Source organism: Micromonospora sp. CNB394, assembly GCF_000374985.1.
GTDB classification, from domain to species: domain Bacteria; phylum Actinomycetota; class Actinomycetes; order Mycobacteriales; family Micromonosporaceae; genus Micromonospora; species Micromonospora marina.
The window spans coordinates 48,540-72,164 of sequence record NZ_KB895827.1; the positions used below are offsets into that span (position 1 = coordinate 48,540).

General features: G+C 72.0%; 18 protein-coding genes. 5 read left to right on the plus strand and 13 right to left on the minus strand.

The features are described from left to right. Positions 1-10: 10 nt before the first annotated feature. The 5 genes from glgB to glgA all read right to left on the minus strand — a co-directional run bounded on the left by glgB (position 11) and on the right by glgA (position 6,978). On the minus strand, positions 11-2,116 hold the full coding sequence (gene glgB, locus C569_RS0106010; RefSeq protein ID WP_018784890.1) for a 1,4-alpha-glucan branching protein GlgB: 2,106 nt from the start codon (positions 2,114-2,116) through the stop codon (positions 11-13). Continuing rightward, positions 2,104-4,224 (minus strand): alpha-1,4-glucan--maltose-1-phosphate maltosyltransferase, encoded by a 2,121-nt coding sequence (locus C569_RS0106015; RefSeq protein WP_018784891.1) that lies wholly within the window; start codon positions 4,222-4,224, stop codon positions 2,104-2,106. The genes glgB and C569_RS0106015 overlap by 13 nt, the downstream gene beginning before the upstream one ends. 125 nt (positions 4,225-4,349) lie before the next feature. Further along, entirely contained in the window at positions 4,350-5,075 is a 726-nt protein-coding gene (locus C569_RS0106020; RefSeq protein ID WP_018784892.1) for a class I SAM-dependent methyltransferase, read from the minus strand. A gap of 43 nt (positions 5,076-5,118) precedes the next feature. Further along, entirely contained in the window at positions 5,119-5,673 is a 555-nt protein-coding gene (locus tag C569_RS0106025) for a Uma2 family endonuclease (protein WP_026267761.1), read from the minus strand. 111 nt (positions 5,674-5,784) lie between these two features. Continuing rightward, a complete protein-coding gene (gene glgA / locus C569_RS0106030; RefSeq protein WP_018784894.1) occupies positions 5,785-6,978 on the minus strand; it encodes a glycogen synthase in 1,194 nt (397 codons plus the stop codon). A 94-nt stretch (positions 6,979-7,072) separates the two neighbouring features. Between glgA and glgC the strand changes: the two genes are divergently transcribed. Together glgC and pgm are read left to right on the plus strand one after the other, a co-directional pair. Then, a complete protein-coding gene (gene glgC / locus C569_RS0106035; protein WP_018784895.1) occupies positions 7,073-8,305 on the plus strand; it encodes a glucose-1-phosphate adenylyltransferase in 1,233 nt (410 codons plus the stop codon). Positions 8,306-8,340: 35 nt separating this feature from the next. Beyond that, positions 8,341-9,984, plus strand: a complete 1,644-nt coding sequence (gene pgm, locus C569_RS0106040) for a phosphoglucomutase (alpha-D-glucose-1,6-bisphosphate-dependent) (protein ID WP_018784896.1) — start codon at positions 8,341-8,343, stop codon at positions 9,982-9,984. A 6-nt stretch (positions 9,985-9,990) separates the two neighbouring features. Here pgm and C569_RS0106045 read toward each other — a convergent pair whose 3' ends face one another. Then, positions 9,991-10,920, minus strand: coding sequence for an NAD(+)/NADH kinase (locus tag C569_RS0106045; protein WP_018784897.1), 930 nt, complete (start codon positions 10,918-10,920; stop codon positions 9,991-9,993). Positions 10,921-11,226: 306 nt separating this feature from the next. Between C569_RS0106045 and C569_RS0106050 the strand changes: the two genes are divergently transcribed. Together C569_RS0106050 and C569_RS29875 are read left to right on the plus strand one after the other, a co-directional pair. Next, positions 11,227-12,450 (plus strand): lipopolysaccharide biosynthesis protein, encoded by a 1,224-nt coding sequence (locus tag C569_RS0106050; RefSeq protein ID WP_155945506.1) that lies wholly within the window; start codon positions 11,227-11,229, stop codon positions 12,448-12,450. A gap of 13 nt (positions 12,451-12,463) precedes the next feature. Then, positions 12,464-13,762: an O-antigen ligase gene (locus tag C569_RS29875; protein ID WP_018784899.1), complete on the plus strand. Its 1,299-nt coding sequence runs from the start codon at positions 12,464-12,466 to the stop codon at positions 13,760-13,762. A gap of 6 nt (positions 13,763-13,768) precedes the next feature. Here C569_RS29875 and C569_RS0106060 read toward each other — a convergent pair whose 3' ends face one another. The 4 genes from C569_RS0106060 to C569_RS0106075 form a co-directional block, all read right to left on the minus strand. Further along, positions 13,769-14,965 carry a glycosyltransferase family 4 protein gene (locus tag C569_RS0106060; protein ID WP_026267763.1) on the minus strand — a complete coding sequence of 399 codons (1,197 nt, stop codon included), beginning with the start codon at positions 14,963-14,965 and terminating at the stop codon, positions 13,769-13,771. A gap of 15 nt (positions 14,966-14,980) precedes the next feature. Continuing rightward, the gene (locus tag C569_RS0106065) at positions 14,981-16,183 is read right to left on the minus strand and encodes a DegT/DnrJ/EryC1/StrS aminotransferase family protein (RefSeq protein ID WP_018784901.1); all 1,203 of its coding nucleotides are present in this window, start codon (positions 16,181-16,183) and stop codon (positions 14,981-14,983) included. Between the two features lie 200 nt (positions 16,184-16,383). Next, positions 16,384-16,818 (minus strand): hypothetical protein, encoded by a 435-nt coding sequence (locus C569_RS0106070; RefSeq protein WP_018784902.1) that lies wholly within the window; start codon positions 16,816-16,818, stop codon positions 16,384-16,386. A gap of 122 nt (positions 16,819-16,940) precedes the next feature. Then, entirely contained in the window at positions 16,941-19,406 is a 2,466-nt protein-coding gene (locus C569_RS0106075; protein ID WP_026267764.1) for a Tex family protein, read from the minus strand. A 101-nt stretch (positions 19,407-19,507) separates the two neighbouring features. Between C569_RS0106075 and C569_RS0106080 the strand changes: the two genes are divergently transcribed. After that, the gene (locus tag C569_RS0106080) at positions 19,508-21,019 is read left to right on the plus strand and encodes a deoxyguanosinetriphosphate triphosphohydrolase family protein (RefSeq protein ID WP_026267765.1); all 1,512 of its coding nucleotides are present in this window, start codon (positions 19,508-19,510) and stop codon (positions 21,017-21,019) included. A gap of 7 nt (positions 21,020-21,026) precedes the next feature. Here C569_RS0106080 and C569_RS0106085 read toward each other — a convergent pair whose 3' ends face one another. From C569_RS0106085 to C569_RS0106095, 3 genes are all read right to left on the minus strand, one after another. After that, positions 21,027-21,671, minus strand: coding sequence for an acetyltransferase (locus C569_RS0106085; protein WP_018784905.1), 645 nt, complete (start codon positions 21,669-21,671; stop codon positions 21,027-21,029). Then, entirely contained in the window at positions 21,668-22,345 is a 678-nt protein-coding gene (locus C569_RS0106090; protein WP_018784906.1) for a sugar transferase, read from the minus strand. The genes C569_RS0106085 and C569_RS0106090 overlap by 4 nt, the downstream gene beginning before the upstream one ends. A 109-nt stretch (positions 22,346-22,454) precedes the next feature. Continuing rightward, positions 22,455-23,600, minus strand: a complete 1,146-nt coding sequence (locus tag C569_RS0106095) for an MBL fold metallo-hydrolase (RefSeq protein ID WP_018784907.1) — start codon at positions 23,598-23,600, stop codon at positions 22,455-22,457. Between the last annotated feature and the right edge of the window lie 25 nt (positions 23,601-23,625).

Here is a 23,625-nt window from a genome sequence, read left to right on the forward strand (position 1 = left end):
CCAGCCCTTTTCACGCCTTTGGTGAGAGCCAGAGGACGCCCAGCGGGGGGACGCGCAGCGCCACCGACGCGGGCAGGCCGTGCCACGGCACGTTCTCGGCGTGCACCTCGCCCAGGTTGCCCACACCCGACCCGCCGTAGTGGTGGGCGTCGGTGTTCAGCGCCTCGGTCCACGTACCGCCGGCCGGCAGACCGATCCGGTAGTCCTCCAGCGGGGTCGCGGAGAAGTTCGCCACGCACACCAGCGTCTGCCCGTCCGGGGCGATCCGGATGAACGACACCGTGTTGTTGGCGACGTCGTCCCCGGCGATCCAGCGGAAGCCGGCCGGGTCGGTGTCCTGCGCCCACAGCGCCGGGCTGGCCCGGTAGGCCCGGTTCAGGTCGGCCACCAGCCGCTGCACGCCCGCCCGGGCCGGGTCGTGGGTGAGGTACCAGTCGAGGCCGCGCTCCTCGCTCCACTCCCGGTCGTCGGCCAGCTCGCAGCCCATGAAGAGCAACTGCTTGCCCGGGTGCGCCCACATGTACGCCAGCAGCGCCCGCACGGTGGCCAGCCGCTGCCACGTGTCGCCGGGCATCTTGCCGGCGAGGGAGCCCTTGCCGTGCACCACCTCGTCGTGGCTGATCGGCAGCACGTAGTTCTCGCTCCACGCGTACGCCAGGGAGAACGTGAGCTGATGGTGGTGGTGCTGCCGGTAGATCGGGTCCTTCGAGGTGTAGAGCAGGGTGTCGTGCATCCAGCCCATGTTCCACTTGGACCCGAACCCGAGCCCGCCCTCGGAGGTCGGCCTGGTGACGCCGGGCCACGCGGTGGACTCCTCGGCGATCATCAGCACGCCCGGGTGGTGCCGGTAGACGGTGGCGTTCACCTCCTGGAGGAGCGCGATGGCCTCCAGGTTCTCCCGGCCCCCGTGCACGTTCGGCGCCCACTGCCCGTCGGACCGGGAGTAGTCCAGGTAGAGCATCGAGGCGACCGCGTCCACGCGCAGCCCGTCGATGTGGAACTCGTCGAGCCAGTAGAGCGCGTTGGCGACCAGGAAGTTGCGGACCTCGTTGCGGCCGAAGTCGAAGACGTACGTGCCCCAGTCGGGGTGCTCGCCCCGGCGCGGGTCGGGGTGCTCGTACAGCGGGGTGCCGTCGAAACGCGCGAGCGCCCACTCGTCCTTCGGGAAGTGCGCCGGCACCCAGTCCAGGAGTACACCGATGCCGGCGGCGTGCAGCCGGTCCACCAGGTGACGGAAGTCGTCCGGGTCGCCGAACCGGGCGGTCGGCGCGTAGTAGCCGGTGACCTGGTAGCCCCACGAGCCGCCGAACGGGTGTTCCATCACCGGCAGGAACTCCACGTGCGTGAAGCCCATCTCCAGCACGTACGCGGTGAGCTGCTCGGCCAGCTCCCGGTAGCCGAGGCCGGGCCGCCAGGAGCCCAGGTGCACCTCGTACACGCTCATCGGCTCCTGGTGCGGTGCCTGCCGGGACCGGCGCGCGAGCCAGTCCGCGTCGCCCCACTCGTACCGTGACTCGTGCACCACCGACGCGGTGGCCGGCGGCACCTCGGTGCGCGCGGCCATCGGGTCGGCCTTGTCCCGCCACCGGCCGTCGGCGCCCAGGATGCGGTACTTGTAGCGGCTGCCCACCGGCAGGCCGGGCACGAAGATCTCCCACACGCCGCTGGACCCGAGCGACCGCATCGGCCATCCGTCGTCCGGCGCCCAGCCGGTGACGTCGCCGACGAGCCGCACCGCGCGGGCGTTGGGCGCCCAGACGGTGAACGCGACGCCCTCGTCGAACACGCGGGCGCCGAGGGCCGCCCAGAGCCGCTCGTGCCGGCCCTCGCCGATCAGGTGCAGGTCGAGGTCGCCGAGCGTGGGCGGATAACGGTACGGGTCGTCGTGCGTCGTGCCGTCCACCTCGACCCGGTAGTCCAGCACCTCGCCGGGTAGCACCGCCTCGAAGACACCGGCGTCGTGCACCCGCTTCATCGGGTGCCGTTCGCCGTCGGCGAGCACCGTCACCTCGCCGGCGCCCCGGCGTAGCGTCCGGATCGTGGTGCTCCCGTCGGCCGGGTGCGCGCCGAGCACGGCGTGCGGGTCGTGTACCTCGCCGGCGATCAGCTGGTCCATCGGGCGTCGTCCTTGTCGGCCGGTGCGGTCGGGGCGGTGCCGCCGGAGAGGTCGGCGGGTACGTCTTCCACTGTGAGGTCGGGCGCGGCCGGGTGCTCCGGTTCGGCCGGGGCCGGTGCGTCCGGCTGCGCCGGCTCGGGTGCGGCCGGCCGGCGCACGGTGAGCACGTGCGCCGGTTGCAGGTACGGGTCGAGGCGTACCGCGTTGCGCTGCCCCCAGTCGTACTCGGCGCCGGTCAGTTCGTCGCGCACGGTGAACCGTTCGTGCCAGTCCAGGCCCAGCGCCGGCATGTCGAGCGTGGTGTTGCCCCACTGCACCTCGCGGGAGTCGAACGAGCAGACCACGATCACCGAGTTGCCGGTCTCCGGGTCGTGCTTCGACCAGCACAGCAGCGCCGGGTTGTCGATGTCGTGGAACCTCAGGTTACGCAGCTGCTGCAGGGCGGGGTTGTCCCGGCGTACCCGGTTCAGCGTGGTGATGAACGGCGCCAGCGACCGGCCCTGCGCCAGCGCGGCGTCCCAGTCGCGGGGCCGCAGCTCGTACTTCTCGTTGTCCAGGTACTCCTCCGCGCCCGGCCGGGCCACGTGCTCGAACAGCTCGAACCCGGCGTACATGCCCCAGGAGGGGGACAGCAGCGCCGCCAGCACCGCCCGGATCTTGAACATCGGCGGGCCGCCGTGCTGCAGCGACGAGTGCAGGATGTCAGGCGTGTTGGGCCAGAAGTTCGGCCGCATCCAGTCGACCGAGGCGACCAGCTCCTCGCAGTACTCCCGCATCTCGGCCGCCGTCGTGCGCCAGGTGAAATAGGTGTACGACTGGGTGAAGCCGATCTTGCCGAGCCCGTGCATGATCGCCGGCCGGGTGAACGCCTCGGCCAGGAACAGCACGTCCGGGTCGACCTGCTTGACCTCGGCGATCAGCCAGTGCCAGAAGTCGAACGGCTTGGTGTGCGGGTTGTCGACCCGGAAGATCCGCACGCCCTCGCCGACCCAGTGCAGCACCACCCGCAGCACCTCGGCCCGGATGCCGTCGGGGTCGTTGTCGAAGTTCAGCGGATAGATGTCCTGGTATTTCTTGGGCGGGTTCTCCGCGTACGCGATGCTGCCGTCGGCCCGGGTGGTGAACCACTCCGGGTGCTCGGTGACCCACGGGTGATCCGGCGCGCACTGCAACGCCAGGTCCATCGCCACCTCTAGCCCCTGCTCGGCGGCGGCCGCGACGAAGTCGCGGAAGTCCTCCGGCGTACCCAGATCGGGGTGGATGGCGTCGTGGCCGCCCTCGGCCGCGCCGATCGCCCACGGCGAGCCCACGTCGTCCGGCCCGGCGGTGAGCGCGTTGTTGCGGCCCTTGCGGTTGACCCGGCCGATCGGGTGGATCGGCGGCAGGTAGAGCACGTCGAAACCCATCGCCGCGACACCCGGCAGCCGCTGCGTCGCGGTCGCGAACGTGCCGGACCGGGCGGGCGCGTCGACGGTGGCCGCTGTCGCGCCCTCGGAACGGGGGAAGAACTCGTACCAGGCGGAGAAGAGCGCCCGGGGCCGGTCCACCCACAGCGTGCGCTCCTCGCCGGTGGTGACCAGCTCACGCACCGGGTGCTCCCACAGCAGGTCGGCCAGGTCCAGCGCCGCGCTCACCCGCCGCGGCAGCTCCAGGTCGTCGTCGGCCAGCGCCCGCGCGGCTTCGCGTACGCGGTCACTGTCGGCCTTCGGTACCAGGTCGAGCGCGGCGGTCAGCACCCGTACGCCCTCGGCCAGGTCGTTCGCCAGTTCGGCCGCGCCCTGGCCGGCGGCGAGCTTCTTGGTGACCGCGTTCTGCCAGGTCAGGTACGGGTCCTGAAACGCCTCGACGGCGAAGCGCCACAGGCCCACCGCGTCCGGGCGGATGGTGGCGTGCCAGCGGTCCTGGCCGGGCTCGCCGGGGCGCATCCGGGTGAACGGCCGGGCCGTGCCGTCCGGGCCGAGCCAGACCACGTTGCAGCCGAGCGCGTCGTGGCCCTCGCGGTAGGCGCGCGCCGACACCGGTACGACCTCGCCGACCACCGCCTTGGCCGGGTAGCGACCGCAGGAGACGACGGGGGAGACGTCTTCGATCGGGAACCGTCCAGTCACCCGCTCAACCTACTGCGCGAGATCGTCTCGCGCTCGGCGACTTCACCTCAGAAGCCCCGCGTCGACGAGGGCGCCGGGCCCGGTGCCGCTCAAGCACGCATGCCGTACCACCGAACGGGTGGCGTTCAGGTTGACCGCTCGGCGATGAACACGAACTCCCGGCCGGGGCGGTCGGGGGCCTCGCGCACGTCTGTCAACCGGTATCCGGAGGCGGTCAGGCTCGCCTCGATCTCGTCGCGGTCGCGGAACCGCAGCGTGGAGTCCGACGTGAGGACCGTGCCGTCGCGCAGGAACCGGTACGTGTGCCGGAACGAAACCAGTGGCAGGTCGACCGCGGTGACCTGGAGGCGCTGCTCCACCGGCCCGACGCCCGGCACGTCCCGCAGGACAGGCGCGGTGTCCGCCCACTCCTCCCACGCGCGGCGCTCGGGGCGGCGGGTCTCGAACACGAGGCGCCCGCCGGGCCGCAGCGCGGCGTGCACGCCGCGCAGGGTCCGCTCCCAGTCGTCGTCGGTGACGAAGACCTGCGCCACGTTCCCGGTCATCGTGGCCAGGTCGGCGCGCAGCGGCGGCAGCGTCGTGGCGTCGCCGTGCAGCCAGCGGACCCGGTCCGCGCCGTCCTTGGCCCGGGCGACATCAAGCGACGCCCCGGCCGGGTCGACCCCCACGACGGTACGGCCGTGCCGCGCGAGCAGGAGGGCCAGGCTCCCGGTGCCGCACCCGAGATCGAGCACCACGCGTGCGTCCAGCTCGTCGGCGATCGCGAGGTACGCGGCCAGGTCGTCCCGGTCGCCGTCGAACGCGTCGTAGACCGGCGCGAGGCGAGGATGGGCGAAGATCGCATCCGGCATCCGGCGACTGTATCCGCCGCCCCCGCGACCGGACGTCGTGCCGTCAGCCGAGGTCGTGCTCGACCGGGGTGGTGTTGAGGACCCAGGCGAGCGGCATCGTCGCCCGGACCCGGTAGTCCGCGCCGTCCAGGCGGTGCATCGTGACGGTCTGCGCCGCGTCCTGCTCGACGACCCAGTACTGCGGGATGTCCGCCGCGGCGTACTCGCCACGCTTGGTCACGGTGTCGATGCCCTCCGAGCCGGGCGAGACGATCTCGACCACGAGAAGCACGTCAGCGGGCGGCAGCCACACGCTGTCGGCCTGCGTCTTGCTCCAGACCACGAGGTCGGGGATGCGTCCACCGACCCCGCCGTGCCGACCCGGGATGCGCAGCCCGACCGCCTGGGCGACGTGATCCGCCGGTACGCCGCCCTGGGCGAGCCACACCATGAGCCGGGTCGCGATGATCGCATGGGCGTATCCCGGCGGCGGGATGATCGAGAGAACTCCCTCAGGGCTGATCTCGTATCGATGGTGCTCGTCCGCGGCCATCATCGCGGTCAGGTCGTCGAGCGACACGGTCGACGGCATGGATCTGCCCACCGCCTCTGCGCTCATGCCGGAATCGTACCGGCCACGGCGGAGCCGTGGTGGGCACGGACACGCCCCGAGCCCACCCGTTAAGAAGGGGCCCTTCCTCTACCGGAGGCGTTAACAGGGTGCCCTTCCTTACACCCCCACCGAGCGGTACACCTCGAGCGTCTGCCGGGCGATCGCGTCCCACGAGAAGTGCTCCACCGCCCGCCGCCGCCCCGCCGCGCCGAACGCCGCGATCCGGTCCGGGTCGGCCAGCAGCTCGTTGATCCGCGCGGCCAGGTCGGCGACGAAACGCTCCGGGTCCAGCGGGGTGCCGGAGCCGTCACCGGCCTGCTCGACCGGCACCAGCAGCCCGGTCTCGCCGTCGGCCACCACCTCGGGGATGCCGCCGGTGGCGGTCGCCACGACGGCGGTCTCGCAGGCCATCGCCTCCAGGTTGACGATGCCCATCGGCTCGTAGACGGACGGGCAGACGAACACGGTGGCGTGGGTGAGCACCTGGATCACCTCGGGCTTGGGCAGCATCGCCGCCACCCACACCACCCCCGACCGCTTCGCCCGCAGCTCGGCGGCCAGCTCCTCCACCTCGGCGGCGATCTCCGGGGTGTCCGGCGCGCCGGCCAGCAGCACCAGCTGGACGTCGGCGGGCAGTTCGCGGGCGGCGCGCAGCAGGTACGGCAGGCCCTTCTGCCGGGTGATCCGCCCGACGTAGACCACGCTGGGCCGCCCCGGGTCGATGCCGAGCCGGTCGAGCACGTCGGTGTTCCGGTCCGGGGCGTACTGCGCGGTGTCGATGCCGTTGTAGACCACGCGCACCCGGTCGGGGTTCACCGCCGGATACGCGGTCAGCACGTCCCGGCGCATGCCCGCGCTCACCGCGATGATCGCGTCGGCCGCCTCGAAGGCGGTCCGCTCGCACCAGGAGGAGAGCGCGTACCCGCCGCCGAGCTGCTCGGCCTTCCACGGTCGCAGCGGCTCCAGGCTGTGCGCGGTCACCACGTGCGGCACCCCGTGCAGCAGCTTCGCGGTGTGCCCGGCCAGGTTGGCGTACCAGGTGTGGCTGTGCACCACGTCGGTGCCGGTCGTCCCGGCGGCCATCTCCAGGTCGACGCCCATGACCCGCAGCGCGGCGTTCGCGCCGGCCAGCGCGGCCGGTTCGGCGTACGCGGTGACACCTTGCTCGTCGCGGGGCGCGCCGAAGCAGTGCACCCGCACGTCGGCGAGCCGGCGCAGCTCGCGGGCGAGGTATTCCACGTGCACCCCGGCGCCGCCGTACACCTCCGGCGGGTACTCGCGGGTGAGCAGGTCGACGCGCATCGGTGCCATGCCCGCACCCTAGTGCAGAGCGCCGTGTCGCACCCGGTACGCAAGTGTGGGCGTCCGAGTGGTGAAGTCGGTTCCGGGTGGTTAGCGTCTGAGCATGGCTGCCAAGGTGCTCGCGATCGTCCTGGCCGGCGGGGAGGGCAAGCGCCTGATGCCCCTGACCACCGACCGGGCGAAGCCCGCCGTCCCCTTCGGTGGGATGTACCGTATGGTCGACTTCGTCCTGTCCAACCTGGCGAACGCCGGCTTCCTCAAGATCGTCGTGCTGACCCAGTACAAGTCCCACTCACTGGACCGCCACATCACCAAGACCTGGCGGATGTCGACGCTGCTGGGCAACTACGTCACGCCGGTGCCCGCGCAGCAGCGCCGCGGCCCGTGGTGGTTCGCCGGCTCGGCCGACGCGATCTACCAGAGCTTCAACCTGATCAACGACGAGCAGCCCGACTACGTGATCGTCTTCGGCGCCGACCACATCTACCGGATGGACCCCCGGCAGATGGTCGAGGACCACATCGCCTCCGGCGCCGGAGTGACCGTGGCCGGCATCCGGCAGCCGCTGTCGACGGCCGACCAGTTCGGCGTGATCGAGGTCGGCGAGGACGGCAAGCGCATCCGCGCGTTCCGGGAGAAGCCCACCGACGCGGTCGGACTGCCCGACGCGCCGGACGAGATCTACGCCTCGATGGGCAACTACGTGTTCACCACCCGGGCGCTGTGCGAGGCGGTCGAGCGCGACGCGGCGGACAAGACGAGCAAGCACGACATGGGCGGCAGCATCATCCCGATGCTCGTCGAGCGCGGCGAGGCCAACGTCTACGACTTCAAGGACAACGAGGTGCCCGGCAGCACCGACCGCGACCGCGGCTACTGGCGGGACGTGGGGACGCTCGACTCGTTCTACGACGCGCACATGGACCTGATCAACGTGCACCCCGTGTTCAACCTCTATAACTTCGAGTGGCCGATCTACACCGAGCAGCCGCCGTACCCGCCGGCCAAGTTCGTGCACGCCTGGGGCGAGCGGGTCGGCCGCGCGGTCAGCTCGATGGTCTCGCCCGGCTCGGTGATCTCCGGCTCGCTGGTGGAGAACTCGATCGTGGCGCCGAAGGTGAAGGTGCACTCCTGGGCGCACGTCGAGGGCGCCGTGCTGATGGAGGGTGTCCAGATCGGCCGCCACGCGGTCGTCCGGCGCGCGATCCTGGACAAGAACGTCCACGTCCCGGAGGGCGCCGAGATCGGCGTCGACCTGGAGAAGGACCGTCAGCGCTACACCGTGTCCGACAACGGCATCGTCGTCATCGGCAAGGGCCAACGCGTCGAGCCCTGAGCAGTCCCCACCGCATCACCGAGGAGGATCCCGCAGTGGCCCACCCCCGTGCCGGTCAGCCCGCGCAGCCCGCCGACCTGGTCGACGTGCCCCGGCTGGTCACCGCCTACTACGCCGAGCACCCGGACCCGGACGACCCGGCGCAGCAGGTCTCCTTCGGCACCTCCGGGCACCGCGGGTCCAGCCTGCGCAACGCCTTCAACTCCGACCACATCCTGGCCGTCACCCAGGCGCTCTGCGACTACCGGCGCGAGCAGGGACTCGACGGGCCGCTGTTCCTCGGCCGGGACACCCACGCGCTCTCCGCGCCCGCCGAGGCCGACGCGCTGGAGGTGCTCGCCGCAAACGAGGTCACGGTGCTGCGCGACAGCCGTGACGGCTACACCCCGACCCCCGCCGTCTCGCACGCCATCCTCACCCACAACCGGGGGCGCACCGGCGGCCTCGCCGACGGCATCGTGATCACCCCGTCGCACAACCCGCCGTCCGACGGCGGGTTCAAGTACAACCCCACCCGCGGCGGGCCCGCCGACACCGACGCCACCAGGTGGATCCAGGACCGCGCGAACGCCATCCTCGCCGCCGGGCTCAAGGAGGTGAAACGCATCCCGTACGCGCGGGCGCGCGCCGCCGACACCACCGGGGAGTACGACTTCCTCGCCCGGTACGTCGACGACCTGCCCGCCGCGCTGGACATCGACGCGATCCGCGACGCGGGGGTGCGCATCGGGGCGGACCCGATGGGCGGGGCGAGCGTGGCGTACTGGGGCGAGATCGCGCAGCGGCACCGCCTCGACCTCACCGTGATCAACCCGCTCGTGGACCCGACGTGGCGGTTCATGACGCTCGACGGCGATGGCAAGATCCGGATGGACTGCTCGTCGCCGAACGCGATGGCCTCGCTGATCGCCGCCCGGGACGAGTACGCGGTCTCCACCGGCAACGACGCCGACGCCGACCGGCACGGCATCGTCACCCCCGACGGCGGGCTGATGAACCCCAACCACTACCTGGCCGTGGCGATCGGCCACCTGTTCCGTACCCGGGAGCAGTGGGGCCCGGCCGCGGCGGTGGGCAAGACGCTCGTCTCATCCTCGATGATCGACCGGGTCGCGGCCGACCTCGGCCGCCCGCTGCTGGAGGTGCCGGTCGGGTTCAAGTGGTTCGTGCCCGGCCTGCTCGACGGCACCGTCGGCTTCGGCGGCGAGGAGAGCGCCGGGGCGTCGTTCCTGCGCCGCGACGGCGGCACCTGGACCACCGACAAGGACGGCATCCTGCTCTGCCTGCTCGCCGCCGAGATCATCGCCACCACCGGCCGTACGCCCAGTGAGCACTGGACCGAGCTGGCCGACCGCTTCGGCGCGCCCGCGTACGCCCGGATCGACGCGCCGGCCGGGCGGGCGGAGAAGGCCGTCCTGGCGAAGCTGTCGCCGGACCAGGTCACCGCCACCGAGCTGGCCGGTGAGCCGATCACGGCGATCCTCACCACCGCGCCCGGCAACGATGCCGCGATCGGCGGCCTCAAGGTGACCACCGAGTCGGGCTGGTTCGCCGCCCGCCCGTCCGGCACCGAGGACGTCTACAAGATCTACGCCGAGTCGTTCCAGGGGGCGGACCATCTGGCCCGGATCCAGGAGGAGGCCAAGGCGCTGGTCGACGGGGTGCTGGCCACCGCCTGACCCGGCTCACTTGGGCGGGGGCAGCTCGCGGCGGTCGAGCTGCTCCCGCAACCCGTCCGGCAACAGCTCGCGCAACTGGTCCGGCAGCAGCGGCAGGTCCAGCAGGCTCAGCTTGAGTTGGCTGCGCTCCTGGTAGCGGCGCGGGTCGAGGCGGACCACCCGGCCGGCGTCCCTGACGTACCGGACGTGCACCGAACCCTCGGTCGCCGCCTGCCGGATCAGCAGGCCGTCCATCTCCACCGCCACCGGCGCCGAGTCCGCGCGCAGCTCCAGATGCACCGTCTCGTGCGCGGAGAGCAGCACCGATCGGGAGATCCCGGCCATCGGCGCCGACGGCGTCACCACCATCGCCTCGGTGGCCGGTGAGATCAGCGGCCCACCGGCGGCGTAGCTGTACGCCGTCGAACCGGTCGGCGTGCTCACCACCAGCGCGTCGCACCGGTAGTAGCCGTACCGCTGGCCGTCCACCGCCAGCGTGGCCGCGACGAAGCCGGCTCCGGGCTGCCGGACCAGGGCGATGTCGTTGAACGCCACCACGTCGTCGCCGCAGACGTCACAGGCCAGGCAGGCGTGCGACTCGACTGTGAAGTCGTGCTCCACCAGCCGTTCCAGGGCGCGGGGCAGGTCCGGCGGCTCCACCTCGACCAGGAAGCCGAGCTTGCCCAGGTGGACGCCGAGCACCGGCTTCGGGTCGCGGACGGCCATCCGCAGCGCGCCCAGCATGGTGCCGTCGCCGCCGATGCTGATCAGCGCGGCGCAGCGCCCGGCAAGCTCGTCCGCGGCGAACGCCTCCACCGAGGCCGGTACGCGGGCGCGGTCCTCGGCGCGTACCGCGAGCGTGATCCGGTGCCGGGCCGCCCAGTCCGTGATGATCCGCACCACCTCGGAGACGTCCCGGGTCGGGTGCAGCACCAGCCCCAGCACATCGCCCGCCACCGCTACAGCTCACCACACGGACAGCGAGCGCGGTGGGCGTACGAGCGAGTGGTGACGCTTGTCCCGAGCGAACGGGTCCGAGCGCACCCGTCGGTTGCGTGGCGACACCCTGCCGGCGTTGCTTCGTTGAACCTCAGGAGCTGATCGGCCGGAAGGGCGGACATGGCACGGGTTGGGCACGGCACCGCCTTCGTCCGCGAAGGGCCGAGTGGCGCCCCGTTGCCGCGGTACCGGACTGGCACCCGCTCCGGCGCAGCCCTCCGCACAGCCGGTCACCTGTCCACCGCGCAGCTCACCGTCGCCGCGGTGAGCCTGGTCATCAATGTCGTCGCCGCGCGTACCCTCGGCCCTGCCGGTCGCGGCAACATAGCTCTCCTCCTGCAACTCGGCTATCTCGTCAACATGCTCGGCCTCGCGGGCGTGGATCGCGCCTATCCGGTATACGTCCCCGAGGGCCGCACGGCTCGGTCCGCCACCCTGGACATGCTGCGCCTCGCCGGTCCCGGTGGCGTCCTGGTGCTGATCACCGTCCTGCCACTGGTCTGGTCGATCGGCGCTGGCAGCAGTTCCGGACCGGGCCTGACCGTCATCGCGTTCACGCTGGCCGCGATCGCCCTGGTCGCCGGTGGGGCGGTCCGGTCCGCCGCAGCGGCGTCCGGCATCACCGGTCCGTTCCTCGCGGGTACGGTCGCCGCACAGGTCGTCCTGCTCGCCGCCGGCGCCCTGCTGGCGGCGTTTCGTGTCGACGATCCGAGCATCTGGCTGCTCGCCTACGCCCTCGCGCTCGCCGTCGCACCCGGACTGTCCTGGGCGTTGGTGTGCCGGCGGCGCGCCGGGAAGACCGGTACCGACACGGCGCACCTCGCGAGGTCCCGTCACCTCGGTCTCCGGCTCCTACCGGCTGGTGTCGCCAGCATGGTCATGCTGCGCGCCGACCGGTTGCTGCTGCCGTGGCTCGGGTCGTACGAGCAGCTCGGCATCTACATCGTCGTCGCCACCATCGCGGAGATGGTCGCGTGGCCCGTGCAGGCGTGGGTGGACGCACGCGCCGCCGGTTGGCACCGACGGCACGTCGCCGGTGAACTGGGTATCTCCCGACCGGTACTGTGTGTTGCCGCGTACGGCCTCGTGACCGGCGCTGCCATGGTCGGATGCGGCCGTCTCGTCATCGGGCCGGTGTTCGGCGAGGACTACCGCGACGCCACACGGCTGCTCCTGCCGCTCGCCATCGGCGCGGTGGCGTACTGCGTCAGCCGGGTCGCCGTCGGGCTGAGCGTCGCAACCGGCAGGGCACGCATCGCCCTGACCACGGACGTCTCCGCCATGGCGGTTGCGCTGGCCTGTTACCTGGCACTGATCCCCAGGTGGGGTGCGTACGGTGCTGCCGTCGGCTCCGCGATCGCGTACACGACGGGCGCATCACTGGCGGTCATCGCTCTCCTCGCGAGTACCCGCCGCTCTCACCAGGTGGCCGCGAACGCGTCCGCACTGCCCGCAACGAACGACTCGGTAGGCGCGCATGGCACATGACAGCACGCGTTCGATGACGGTGACCGGCGGTGGGAGGCAGCCACGGCGTTCGCCCGAGATCACGCCGACCGAGGCCGCCGACTCGTCTCCGACGCTGCTGACCGCCCTGTTCCTGATCGCGCTGGCCGGTCGCATCACCCCGGAGCGAGTCGGTCTGCAGGCTCTGGGAGTCGAGGATTTTCGCCGGCCGACCTACGCGATTCTTGCCGGTGGTGTCCTTATCTGGCAGCTGCGTCTGGTCAGGCGCGGTGGTGTCCGGCCGTGGCCACGGTTCCTCCTTCCGTTCACCGCCCTCATCGCGCTGCAGCTCACGTCCGCGCTGTGGGCCCCTTGGCCGGCTCGGATGCAGCAGGCAACGGAGGATCTGGTCCTCCTCTGGCTACTCGTGGTGTGCACCGCGGCTCTGACCGCCGGGAACCCCCGCCGCGCCGCTCGCGTCCTGCTGGCTCTGATGCTCCTCGCGGGCCTCGCGTACGCCGTCGCCGGCCTGAACGCGGGTGCTCAACTCCAGGGCCGCGTGTCGGCGTTCGGTGGCGGCCCCAACGTGTTCGTACGCGTTGTCTGCCTCGCCGCGATCGCTGCCGTCACCCTCGCCGTGGCGCGTCGTCGCTGGTGGTTGCTCGTACCGGTGCCTGTCCTGGCGGTAGCGGCGGTGCTGTCCGGCTCGCGAGGTGGCCTGGTGGCCGGTGTCGGCACCGTGACGGCGTTCTTCCTGTTCTTCCTCAGGCGTCGGCGCGTCGTCGTTCTCGCCAGCACTCTGGTTGTGGGCGGCGCGGCGACCTGGTTGGTGTGGCAGGTCATGGGCGGCGCGATCGCCGGGTTGGCCGCCACCCGCTACAACGCCGGTGTCCTGGAGGCCAACGGCTACTCCGCGCGACCCGAGCTGCTCGACGTCGCCTGGCAGTTGTTCCGGGACAACCTGATCGCCGGCGCCGGGATGGACGCGTTCAACGTGGCCACCGGCATGGGTTACCCGCACAATCTCGTCGCCGGTCTCGCCGCGGAGGCGGGCCTTCTCGGGCTCGGGCTCTTTGCCTGGGCAGTTGTCCGCTGGTGCCGCGACGGGGTTGCGTGGAGCACGGCGACACCCGAACAGATCGGTTGTGCGGTCTGCGCCGTGTACGTGCTTCTCGCCAGCATGTTCTCCGGCGACTACTACGATGCGCGTTTCATGTGGATCTTCGCGGTGGTAGCCGTGTCCCGGCCGCGGCCGAGCGTCGCCGGACCCGGAAGGCGGAAGGCCGTCGACCAGCCGTACGCACGTCATCCCGGCCGCCGCGCGACGGAGCGGGCGTGGCATCCGGCAGGCTGAGGGGATTCAGCCTTCTTCGACCAGAGCGTCCAGCAGGCGTTGGAGCTTGGACGCCATCACCGTCCGCGACCGATTCCCCGCCACGTAGCTGCGTCCGCGCCGGCCCATTGCCGCGAGCTTCTCGGACTCCAGTTCGGCCAGTTCCCTCAGCCCGGCGGCGAGATCATCGGTGGAGACGGTGCAACCGGCATCGGCGGCGCGCAGGATGTCTTCGGGTTCCCCAGGGCAGTTGTTGACGACCGGCAAGCCGGCCGCCATGTAGTCGTAGAGCTTGTTGGGGCTTGCGCCGAGGTCGTAGACCGGGGAGTGCGCGAGAACATGGATGCCGACGTCCGCGCCACCGAGTATGCCGCGTAGCTCCTGCTTGGATACCCCGTCCAAGAAGTGCACATTTGATAGATCCTCGGCGGCTGCCCGAGCCATCAGGGCGGGTTTCTCCAGGCCGTCACCGATGAGTACGAAGGTGTGCTCCGGCACTTCCGCGATCGCGTCCAGCAAGCGGTGCAGGCCGTTGATGGCACCATGCGAGCCCGCGAACACGAGCAGCTTGCCTTTGACCGGCACGCGCTGCCGTAGTGTGCGGTACTGGTCAGGGCGGGGCTCGAAGTCCTCCGGTTCCGCGCCGTTACTGATCCACTCGATCTTGTCCGTCGGCACACCCGTCTCGGCGAGGTGGGCATGCCAGCCGGCGGCCACGATGACGATGCGGTCGGCACGTCGGTAGAGCCATCGTTCCAGCGCCCGCAGCGCGCGATGGGTCGGAGAGTTCCGGCGAAGAAAACCGGTGCTGACCATCGCCTCGGGCCAGAGGTCGCGAACCTCGAGTACGAAGTGGCATCGCCGTAGCCGTGCGGCGGCCCACCCGGCCACCGGGGCGAGGATGTGCGGTGAGGAGGCGTACACGACATCGGGGCGGGGGCCACGCACGACCAGGCGGGCGGCATTCCAGCCGTAGGTGAGCCAGCTGAGCACGCGCCGGTGGTCGTTACTGCGGTACCGCGTTACCGGCACAGGCACGAAGTGCGTGTCGTCGACGGGAAGCTCGCGGTGGCTGAAGTGATCCCACGACGCGGTGATGATGGACCATTCCCAGCCGTGCAGCCGGCTGAACAGCTCCACGTGGCGGGTGCCCCCGGCACGGGAAAGGGGCTGCGCGTACTGGTTGAGAACGATCACTCGTGGACGACGGTGCTGGTTGGGCATGGTGAACCTTGGGAGTCAGAGGGAGGTCGCCCGGCCGTCGGCTGTTCCGCCGACGTGAGACGGCCGTGCCCGGGGAAAACCGGCCTTCGCGTCGTGTCTCGGCCCGTCGTGCAGGAAGTCGTCGATCTCCGCGCACACCCTGTCCGCTTGTTCCGTGCTCATGCCGGAGCCGCTGGGCAGGGTCAGACCGGTGGCGAAGAGCCGTTCCGCGACACCGTTGAGGACAGCATCCGCGTCGGCGAACACGGGCTGCAGGTGCATCGGTTTCCAGACCGGCCGGGTCTCGATGCCGGCTGCGGCCAAGTGGGCGGCCAGATCGGCGGACCGCCAACCGGACACCTCCGGGTCGACGACGATGCTGGTCAGCCAGCAGTTCGCCGCTTGGTCCCCGCTGCCGAGGATCCGCACACCCGCGGTTGCGCCGAAGACCTCCGCGTAGCGCGATCGGTGTGCGCGTCGTCGCGCCATCATCGCGTCAAGCCTTCGTAGCTGCGCTCGGCCAACGGCGGCGAGCAGGTTGCTGAGCCGGTAGTTGTAGCCGGTCTCGGTGTGTTCGTAGTGAGGCACCGGTTGTCGCGCCTGAGTTGCCAGGTAACGGCATCGCTCGACAAGGATGTCGTCATCGGACACCAGCATCCCGCCACCGGAGGTGGTGATGATCTTGTTGCCGTTGAACGACAGCACCCCGGCCCGTCCGAAAGATCCGGCGGGGCGCCCCTCGTGGCTGGCGCCGAGGGCCTCGGCGGCGTCCTCGATCACCGGCACGCCGGCTGCCGCACAGATCGGCAGGATCCGATCGTAGTCAGCGCAGGAGCCGAACATGTCCACCGGAAGCACTGCCGCGACCCGTCGGCCCGACGCGCTCAACTTGCGCAGGGTGCGGTCGAGCAGTTCCGGGTCGAGGTTGCCGGTGTCCGGCAGGCAGTCGACGAACACCGGTTCGGCGCCGGTGTAGGTGACCGCGTTGGCCGTCGCCACGAACGTGAGTGTGGGAACGACGACGGCGTCACCCCGCTGGATGCCGAGGGCGACCATCGCCAGGTGCAGCCCGGCCGTGCCGGACGAGAGGGCGACCGCGTGGCGGGTGCCGACCCGCTCGGCGATCTCCTGCTCGAACGCGTCGATGTCGGGGCCGATGGGAGCAACCCAGCCCGACCTCAGCGCGCGTAGCAGATAGGACTCCTCCAGCGGCCCGACATCCGGTGGTGAGAGCAGCACCCGATCCGGCCCCGCGCCGGTCGTCTGTCGAGCATCGGCATGTAGGTGTACCGCCATTCTCGGCCCTCCGGATTGTCGGCGGGCGAAGTTCCGCTCGCCACCGAGGGTTCAACGGCTGCCGCTCATCCGAAGTTCTGCCCTGAACAGAACGAATATCCGTTTCACCTATGTTGTTGCTCGCGGTGAGGGCCCGGCACCGCCTAGCGCCAGTCGTCGCCCGCGTCGAGGCGTCGGCTGAGCAGCGTCGCCAGCGGCACCGACTCGCCGTCGCGCCCGCCCCGGCCGACCACCAGCGGCGGCGCGCTGGGCCGCGGGTCGGCCCCGAGCAGCCGCGAGCGCAGGCCGGGCGGCACGGTGAGCAGATAGAAGCGCCCGTCGGTGTCCACCGCGCGGCTGTGCGCCCGGTCCACGTACCAGCCGGTGATCCGCGTGCGGTAGCGCCCGCGACCGTCGTGGCCGGTCGCGGTCAGCCGGTCGGCGCGCAGCCCGCGCCGCAGCGCCTCGGCGGCGAACCGGGTCACGAGGTCGGCGGCCTCCGCCTGCTCCGCGGCGCGCTCCCGGTCGGCGGCCTCCGCGTGCGCCCGCACCGCGCGGCGCCGCCGCTCCCGCCACCGCTCGTCGTCCTCACCGCCCACGACCGTGAGGGTACGCGGAACCGGCGCCGCCCGGCGTGATCAACTCCAGGCCGCCGAGGTGGTGGTGTCGCGGAGCCTCCGATGCCACCACCTCGGCGAGACTGTGTTGATCAAGGGTGGTGTCAGGCCAGTCCGGCGCGGCGCAGCGCCTCCGCCATTGCGTCGTTGACCGGGGCACCGCCACCGCGCCCGGGCCGCTGCTGCTGGGCACCGCGCGACGCGCCGCCCTGCCCGCCACCGCCCTGTCCGTCACCGCGTTGCCCGCCGCCGCCCGAGCCGCCGCGTTGCCCGCCGCCGCCCTGCCCGCCGCGCTGGCCGCCCCGCCCCTGGCCGCCCGGCCGAGGGCTGGCGCCGCCCCGGTCCCGTCGGCCGTCGCCGCCCGCCGGGCGTCCGCCACCGGCGGGCGCCTCGTCGTCCAGCCGCAGCGTCAGCGAGATCCGCTTGCGCGGCACGTCCACGTCGAGCACCCGGACCTTGACCACGTCGCCGGACTTCACCACGTCGCGCGGATCCTTGACGAACGTGTGCGACATGGCCGAGACGTGCACCAGGCCGTCCTGGTGCACGCCCACGTCGACGAACGCGCCGAACGCGGCCACGTTCGTCACCACGCCCTCCAGCACCATGCCCGGCGTCAGGTCGCTGATCTTCTCCACGCCGTCGACGAACGTGGCGGTGCGGAACTCCGGGCGCGGGTCGCGGCCCGGTTTCTCCAGCTCGGCCAGGATGTCGGTGACGGTGGGCAGGCCGAACGTGTCGTCGACGAAGTCGGTCGCGCGCAGGCCGCGCAGGAGGGCCGACCTGCCGATCAGCGCGCGCAGGTCCTGCCCGGTGGTGGCGAGGATGCGGCGCACCACCGGGTATGACTCGGGGTGCACGCTGGAGGAGTCGAGCGGGTCGTCGCCGCCGGGGATGCGCAGGAAGCCGGCGCACTGCTCGAACGCCTTCGGTCCGAGCCGCGGCACCTTCTTCAGCTCCCCACGGGTGCGGAACGGCCCGTTGGCGTCGCGGTGCAGCACGATGTTCTCGGCCAGCCCGGCGCCGATGCCGGAGACCCGGGTGAGCAGCGGCGCGGAGGCGGTGTTGACGTCGACGCCGACCGCGTTGACGCAGTCCTCGACCACCGCGTCGAGCGAGCGGGACAGCTTCACCTCGGACAGGTCGTGCTGGTACTGCCCGACGCCGATCGACCGCGGGTCGATCTTCACCAGCTCGGCCAGCGGGTCCTGGAGGCGGCGGGCGATCGACACCGCGCCGCGCAGCGAGACGTCCAGGCCGGGCAGCTCCTGCGAGGCGTACGCGGACGCGGAGTAGACCGACGCGCCGGCCTCGGAGACCACCACCTTGGTCAGCTTCAGCTCCGGGTGCCGCTTGATCAGGTCGCCGGCCAGCTTGTCGGTCTCCCGGCTGGCGGTGCCGTTGCCGATCGCGACCAGTTCGACGCCGTGCGCGGCGGCGAGCGTGGCGAGCGTGTGCAGCGACGCGTCCCACTGCCGGCGCGGCTCGTGCGGATAGATGGTGTCGGTGGCGACCACCTTGCCGGTGGCGTCGACCACCGCGACCTTCACACCGGTGCGCAGGCCCGGGTCCAGGCCCATCGTCGCCCGCGCCCCGGCGGGCGCGGCCAGCAGCAGGTCACGCAGGTTGGTGGCGAAGACCCGCACGGCCTCCTCCTCGGCCGCCTGCCACAGCCGCATCCGCAGGTCCGCGCCCAGGTGGATCAGGATCCGGGTACGCCAGGCCCAGCGCACCGTGTCGGCCAGCCACCTGTCGGCGGGCCGTCCCTGGTCGCTGATGCCGAAGCGTCCGGCCACGGCCGCCTCGTAGCGGCTGGGGTCGGGGTTCGCGTCGGCGTCCCCGTCGGCCTCCGGGTCCATGGTCAGCTCCAGCACGCCCTCCTTCTCACCGCGGAACATGGCGAGGATGCGGTGCGAGGGCAGCTTCGGGTACGGCTCGGCGAAGTCGAAGTAGTCCGCGAACTTCGCCCCGGCGGTCTCCTGGCCGTCGCGTACCCGGGAGACCAGCCGGCCCCGCGACCACATCTGCTCGCGCAGCGTGCCGATCAGGTCGGCGTCCTCGGCGAAGCGCTCGATCAGGATGGCCCGCGCCCCGTCCAGGGCGGCGGCGGTGTCCGCGACGCCCCTGTCCGGGTCGGCGAACCCGGCGGCGACCGTCTTCGGGTCCTGGGCCGGATCGGCCAGGAGCGTGTCCGCGAGCGGCTCCAGTCCGGCCTCGCGGGCGATCTGCGCGCGGGTGCGTCGCTTCGGCTTGTAGGGCAGGTAGATGTCCTCCAGGCGGGACTTGGAGTCGGCGGCGAGGATCTGCGCCTCGAGCGCCTCGTCCAGCTTGCCCTGGCTCCGGATCGACTCCAGCACCGCCGCGCGCCGCTCGTCCAGCTCGCGCAGGTAGCGCAGGCGCTCCTCCAGCGTGCGTAGCTGCGCGTCGTCGAGCAGGCCGGTGGCCTCCTTGCGGTAGCGGGCGATGAACGGCACCGTGGCGCCGCCGTCGAGCAGCTCGACTGCCGCCCGTACCTGCCGTTCGGCGACGCCGAGTTCTTCGGCGATCCGCTTGTGCACAGACTGGGTCACGATTGTCATCCGCCTTCTCGGGTGGTTTCCGCCCTGCATTGTGCCGTTCGCCTCCGACTGCCTGTGCCCGGCCCGCCGTCGGCTGCGCTAGCGTGGCGATCATGGAGGTACCTGCGGATCCGCGGGCCCGGCGGCTGTTCGGTGGCAGCGCCCGGGCGCTCGGCGACCTGGCCGCCGGCCCGTTCCGGGCCGACCGGGACCGGATCGTCGGTTCGCCGTTCTTCACCCGGCTGGGCGGCGTGACCCAGGTGATCAGCCCGGGTGGTTCCGGGCTGCTCGTGCACAACCGGCTCACCCACAGCCTGAAGGTGGCCCAGGTGGCCCGGGCGATCGCGGAGCGGCTGACCGCCGACCCGGCGCACCGGGACCTGCTGGAGAAATTCGGCGGCTGCGATCCGGAGGTGGTGGAGGCCGCCGCGCTCGCGCACGACCTCGGGCACCCGCCGTTCGGGCACCTGGGGGAGCGGGTGCTCGACCGGCTGGCCCGGCAGCGGCTCGGGCTGGCCGACGGCTTCGAGGGCAACGCCCAGTCGTACCGGATCGTCACCAGCACCGAGATCCGCGGCGCGGCGACCACCGGGCTGGATCTGACCGCGGCGGTCCGGGCGGCCATGCTGAAGTACCCGTGGACCCGGCTGGACCATCCCGACCCGCACCCGCGTCACCTGGACCCGGCGCCCCGGGGCGCGGCGGCCCCGCCGGAGGATCCGGAGAGCGGGTCGGTCAAGTTCGGCGCGTACCGCACCGAGCTGGACGACCTGCGGCAGGCGCGGGAGCCGTTCGCCGGGCGGATCCCGGACTGGCAGCAGACCCCCGAGGCGTCGGTGATGGACACCGCCGACGACATCGCGTACGCGATCCACGACGTGGAGGACTTCTACCGCGTCGGGGTGCTCCAGCAGGGCGCGGTGGCGGCCGAGCTGATGGCCTGGCAGCGCGAGTGCGGTCACCTGCGGTCGATCACGGCGCCGGCGCTGGAGGGGGCGGGCCGGCGGCCCGGTGCGGCGATCGAGCGGCTGCGCCGGCAGTTGCACCGCAAGGACGGCTGGATCGCCGACGACGAGGCGTTCGCCGCCGCCGTCGAGCACGTCCGCGAGGAGCTGGTGGAGGGGCTGCTGGCGCTGCCGTTCGACGGCTCGATCGAGGCGGAGCAGTACGTGGCCCGGTTCTCCGCCCGCTGGTCCACCCGTTTCGTGGACGCCATCACCGTCACCCCGGAGCCGGACGTCCGCTCCGGGTACGTGCTGCTGGCGAAGGCGCAGTGGCACGAGGTGCAGGTGCTCAAGTTCGTGCACCACCGGTTCGTGCTGGCCCGCCCGGACCTCGCCCTGCACCAGCGCGGTCAGGCCCGGCTGCTGGGTACGCTGGTGGAGGCGCTCTGGGAGTGGCTGCTGGACCCGGACGAGGAGTCCCGGCTGCCGCGCCGGCTGCACGACCTGGTGGAGCTGGCCGAGGCGGAGTTGCACCCGCGTACCCCGGACCGGATCGGCCGGGCCCGGGGCCGGGCCATCATCGACTTCGTCGCGCAGCTCACCGACGGTCAGGCGGTGGCGATGCTGGACGCGTTGTCGGGGCGTTCGGGCGCCCTCTGGACGGACGCCTTCGTGCTCTGAGGACCGCTCAGCGGGCCGGCACGCCCTTGACCACGATCTCCGGCGGTACGTCGCGGACCACGCACGCACCGGCGCCGACCGTCGCGCCGGTGCCGACCCGCAGTCCCGGGAGCACCACGGCACCCGCGCCGATCAGTGCGGCGGTGTCGAGGCGGCAGTCGCCGGAGACCGCCGCGAGCGGATGCAGGGAGACGTGGTCGCCGACCACGCAGTCGTGCGCGAGGGTGGCGTTCTGGTTGACGTGCAGATGCCGTCCGGCGGTGACGTTGGTGGTGATCCGGCCACCGGCGAACACCACCAGGCCCTCGGCCGACACCAGGTCCGGGCCGACTGTGGCATCCGGGTGGACGAGACTCGCCGCCGGCCTGCCGTACGCGTCGACCTGCGCGCTCACCTTCTGCCGGACGCGTGGGTCGCCCAGTCCGAGCACGACGTGGGTCTCCGGCGGCAGCTGCCCGAGCGCCGTCACGGTCCCCAGGTACGGGGCGCCGAACGACTCGGCGCGTTTGCGGTTCCGCTCGGACGGGTTGTCGTCGACGAAGCCGACCAGCCGCCACGGCGGCCGGATGGAGGCGTCGTTGACCGCTGCCACGATCTGGGCGATCTCCCGGCCGTGGCCGCCGCAGCCGACGACGACGAGGTCGAGGGTCACCGCGACCCGCGTCCCGCGGTCGCGGGCACCTGCCGTTCGCCGGCGGTACCGCGGAACTCGTGCGCGGTGGCGGTGCCGGGCGCGCTGATGCCCTGCCGGCGGAGCACTGCCACCGCGGTCCGGGCCAGGATGCGGGCGTCCAGGAGGAGGCTCCAGCGCTGCACGTAGTGCAGGTCGTAGGCGAAGCGCTCCGCCCAGCCCAGCTCGTTGCGGCCGTTCACCTGCGCGAGGCCGGTCAGACCGGGCCGGACGTCGTGCCGGCGGAACTCGTCCGGCGTGTAGAGGTCGCGGTAGCTGGTCGGGAACGGGCGCGGACCCACAAGGCTCATGTCGCCGCGCAGGATGTTCCAGAGGCTGGGTAGCTCGTCCAGGCTGGTCGCCCGCAGCCACCGTCCCAGGGGCGTCAGCCGCGCCTGGTCGTCGCCGGGGGAGAAGCGGTCGTCACCACCCGCCATGGACCGGAACTTCAGGATGGTGAACTCGCGGCCGTACCGGCCGATCCGCTGTTGACGGAAGATGATCGGGCGGCCCATGCCGAGCAGGACCGCGACCGCGACCACGGCCAGGATCGGCGCTGCCGCCAGCAGGGCCGTGGCCGAGACGGCGACGTCGACGCCCCGCTTGAGGGCCGCGGCGACACTCGCCTGTGAGGTGGGTGTGTGTAGATCTTCCACGCCTGGGGAGAGGCGAACCTGCATGCTGTCCTCCGGCCGCTGACTTGTCAGCGAACAGAGTACGCAAATATGCGCAGAAGCATGCCTTGTCCGAATTTTTCGGCGTGGTTCAGGCGATCGACTGCCACCACCCGTCCACCGACGGCGGCTCGTCCACCACGACCCGCTCGCCGGGACGCGGCACCGCGAGCCGCACGTCGCGCGCCTTCGCCTCCGCCCAGAGCCGGTCCACCGGCTCGGACCAGTCGTGCAGGGCCAGGTTGAACGTGCCCCAGTGCACCGGCACCAGCAGCCCGCCGCGGACGTCCAGGTGGGCGGCGACCGCCTCCTCCGGGAACATGTGGATGTGCGGCCACGCCCTGTCGTACGCGCCGATCTGCATCAGCGTCACGTCGAACGGGCCGTGTTCGGCGCCGATCGCGGCGTACCCGTCGAAGTAGCCGGAGTCGCCGGTGTAGAAGACCCTCCGGTGCGTACCGGTGATCGTCCAGGAACTCCAGAGCGTGCCGTCGCGGCGCAGCCCGCGCCCGGAGAAGTGCTGCGCGGCGGTCGCGGTGAGCGTCAGCCCGCCGGCCCGGTGGCTCTCCGACCAGTCCAGCTCGACGATGCGGTGCTCGGGTACGCCCCAACGGGCCAGGTGGGCGCCGACGCCGAGCGGCACCACGAACGGCGCGGACTGGAGGTCGGCCAGCCGGCGCACGGTCTCCATGTCCAGGTGGTCGTAGTGGTCGTGCGAGATCAGCACCGCGTCCAGCGGGGGCAGCTCGGGCAGGCGCACCGGCGGCTCGTGGATGCGCCGCGGCCCGACCAGCCCGGACGGGGAGCACCTGTCGCTCCACACCGGGTCGAGCAGCACCCGGTGTCCCTCGATCTCGACGAGCGTGGAGGCGTGGCCGTACCAGATCACGTTCAGTTCGCGGACCGGGTCGGCGGCGGGCGCGGCACCGGGGCGCAGCAGCGGCACCTGGCTGCCCGGCCGCCGCTTCTGCTTGCCGAAGATCAGCTCCCGGACGAGGTTACGGCCCGGGTCGGCGACCATCGTGGCGGTGGCGCCGGCCGGATTGTGGAAGGTGCCGTCGCGGAAGCGCGGTGACCGGGCCGCCCGTTCCGCCCGGGTGCCGGTGAGCCGGCCGCCGAGTTGGGCCGGGACGTCCCGCGCCACCCAGGCCAGGCCGGCGACGGCGGCCAGCCCGGCGAGCTTCCAGACCCGCCCGCCGCGCGTCCGGTCCGGTTCCCGCCCCGTCGATTCCCGCATGCTCGTCCCCTCCGCCGTGTCCCGT

What these genes read in the sequence shown, in the direction of transcription:
- glgB (WP_018784890.1), bottom strand. Translation starts at nt 2,116, where the DNA reads ATGGACCAGCTGATCGCCGGCGAGGTACACGACCCGCACGCCGTGCTC.
- C569_RS0106020 (WP_018784892.1), bottom strand. Translation starts at nt 5,075, where the DNA reads ATGCCGGATGCGATCTTCGCCCATCCTCGCCTCGCGCCGGTCTACGAC.
- C569_RS0106025 (WP_026267761.1), bottom strand. Translation starts at nt 5,673, where the DNA reads ATGAGCGCAGAGGCGGTGGGCAGATCCATGCCGTCGACCGTGTCGCTC.
- glgA (WP_018784894.1), bottom strand. Translation starts at nt 6,978, where the DNA reads ATGGCACCGATGCGCGTCGACCTGCTCACCCGCGAGTACCCGCCGGAG.
- glgC (WP_018784895.1), top strand. Translation starts at nt 7,073, where the DNA reads ATGGCTGCCAAGGTGCTCGCGATCGTCCTGGCCGGCGGGGAGGGCAAG.
- C569_RS29875 (WP_018784899.1), top strand. Translation starts at nt 12,464, where the DNA reads ATGACGGTGACCGGCGGTGGGAGGCAGCCACGGCGTTCGCCCGAGATC.
- C569_RS0106060 (WP_026267763.1), bottom strand. Translation starts at nt 14,965, where the DNA reads ATGCCCAACCAGCACCGTCGTCCACGAGTGATCGTTCTCAACCAGTAC.
- C569_RS0106080 (WP_026267765.1), top strand. Translation starts at nt 19,508, where the DNA reads ATGGAGGTACCTGCGGATCCGCGGGCCCGGCGGCTGTTCGGTGGCAGC.
- C569_RS0106095 (WP_018784907.1), bottom strand. Translation starts at nt 23,600, where the DNA reads ATGCGGGAATCGACGGGGCGGGAACCGGACCGGACGCGCGGCGGGCGG.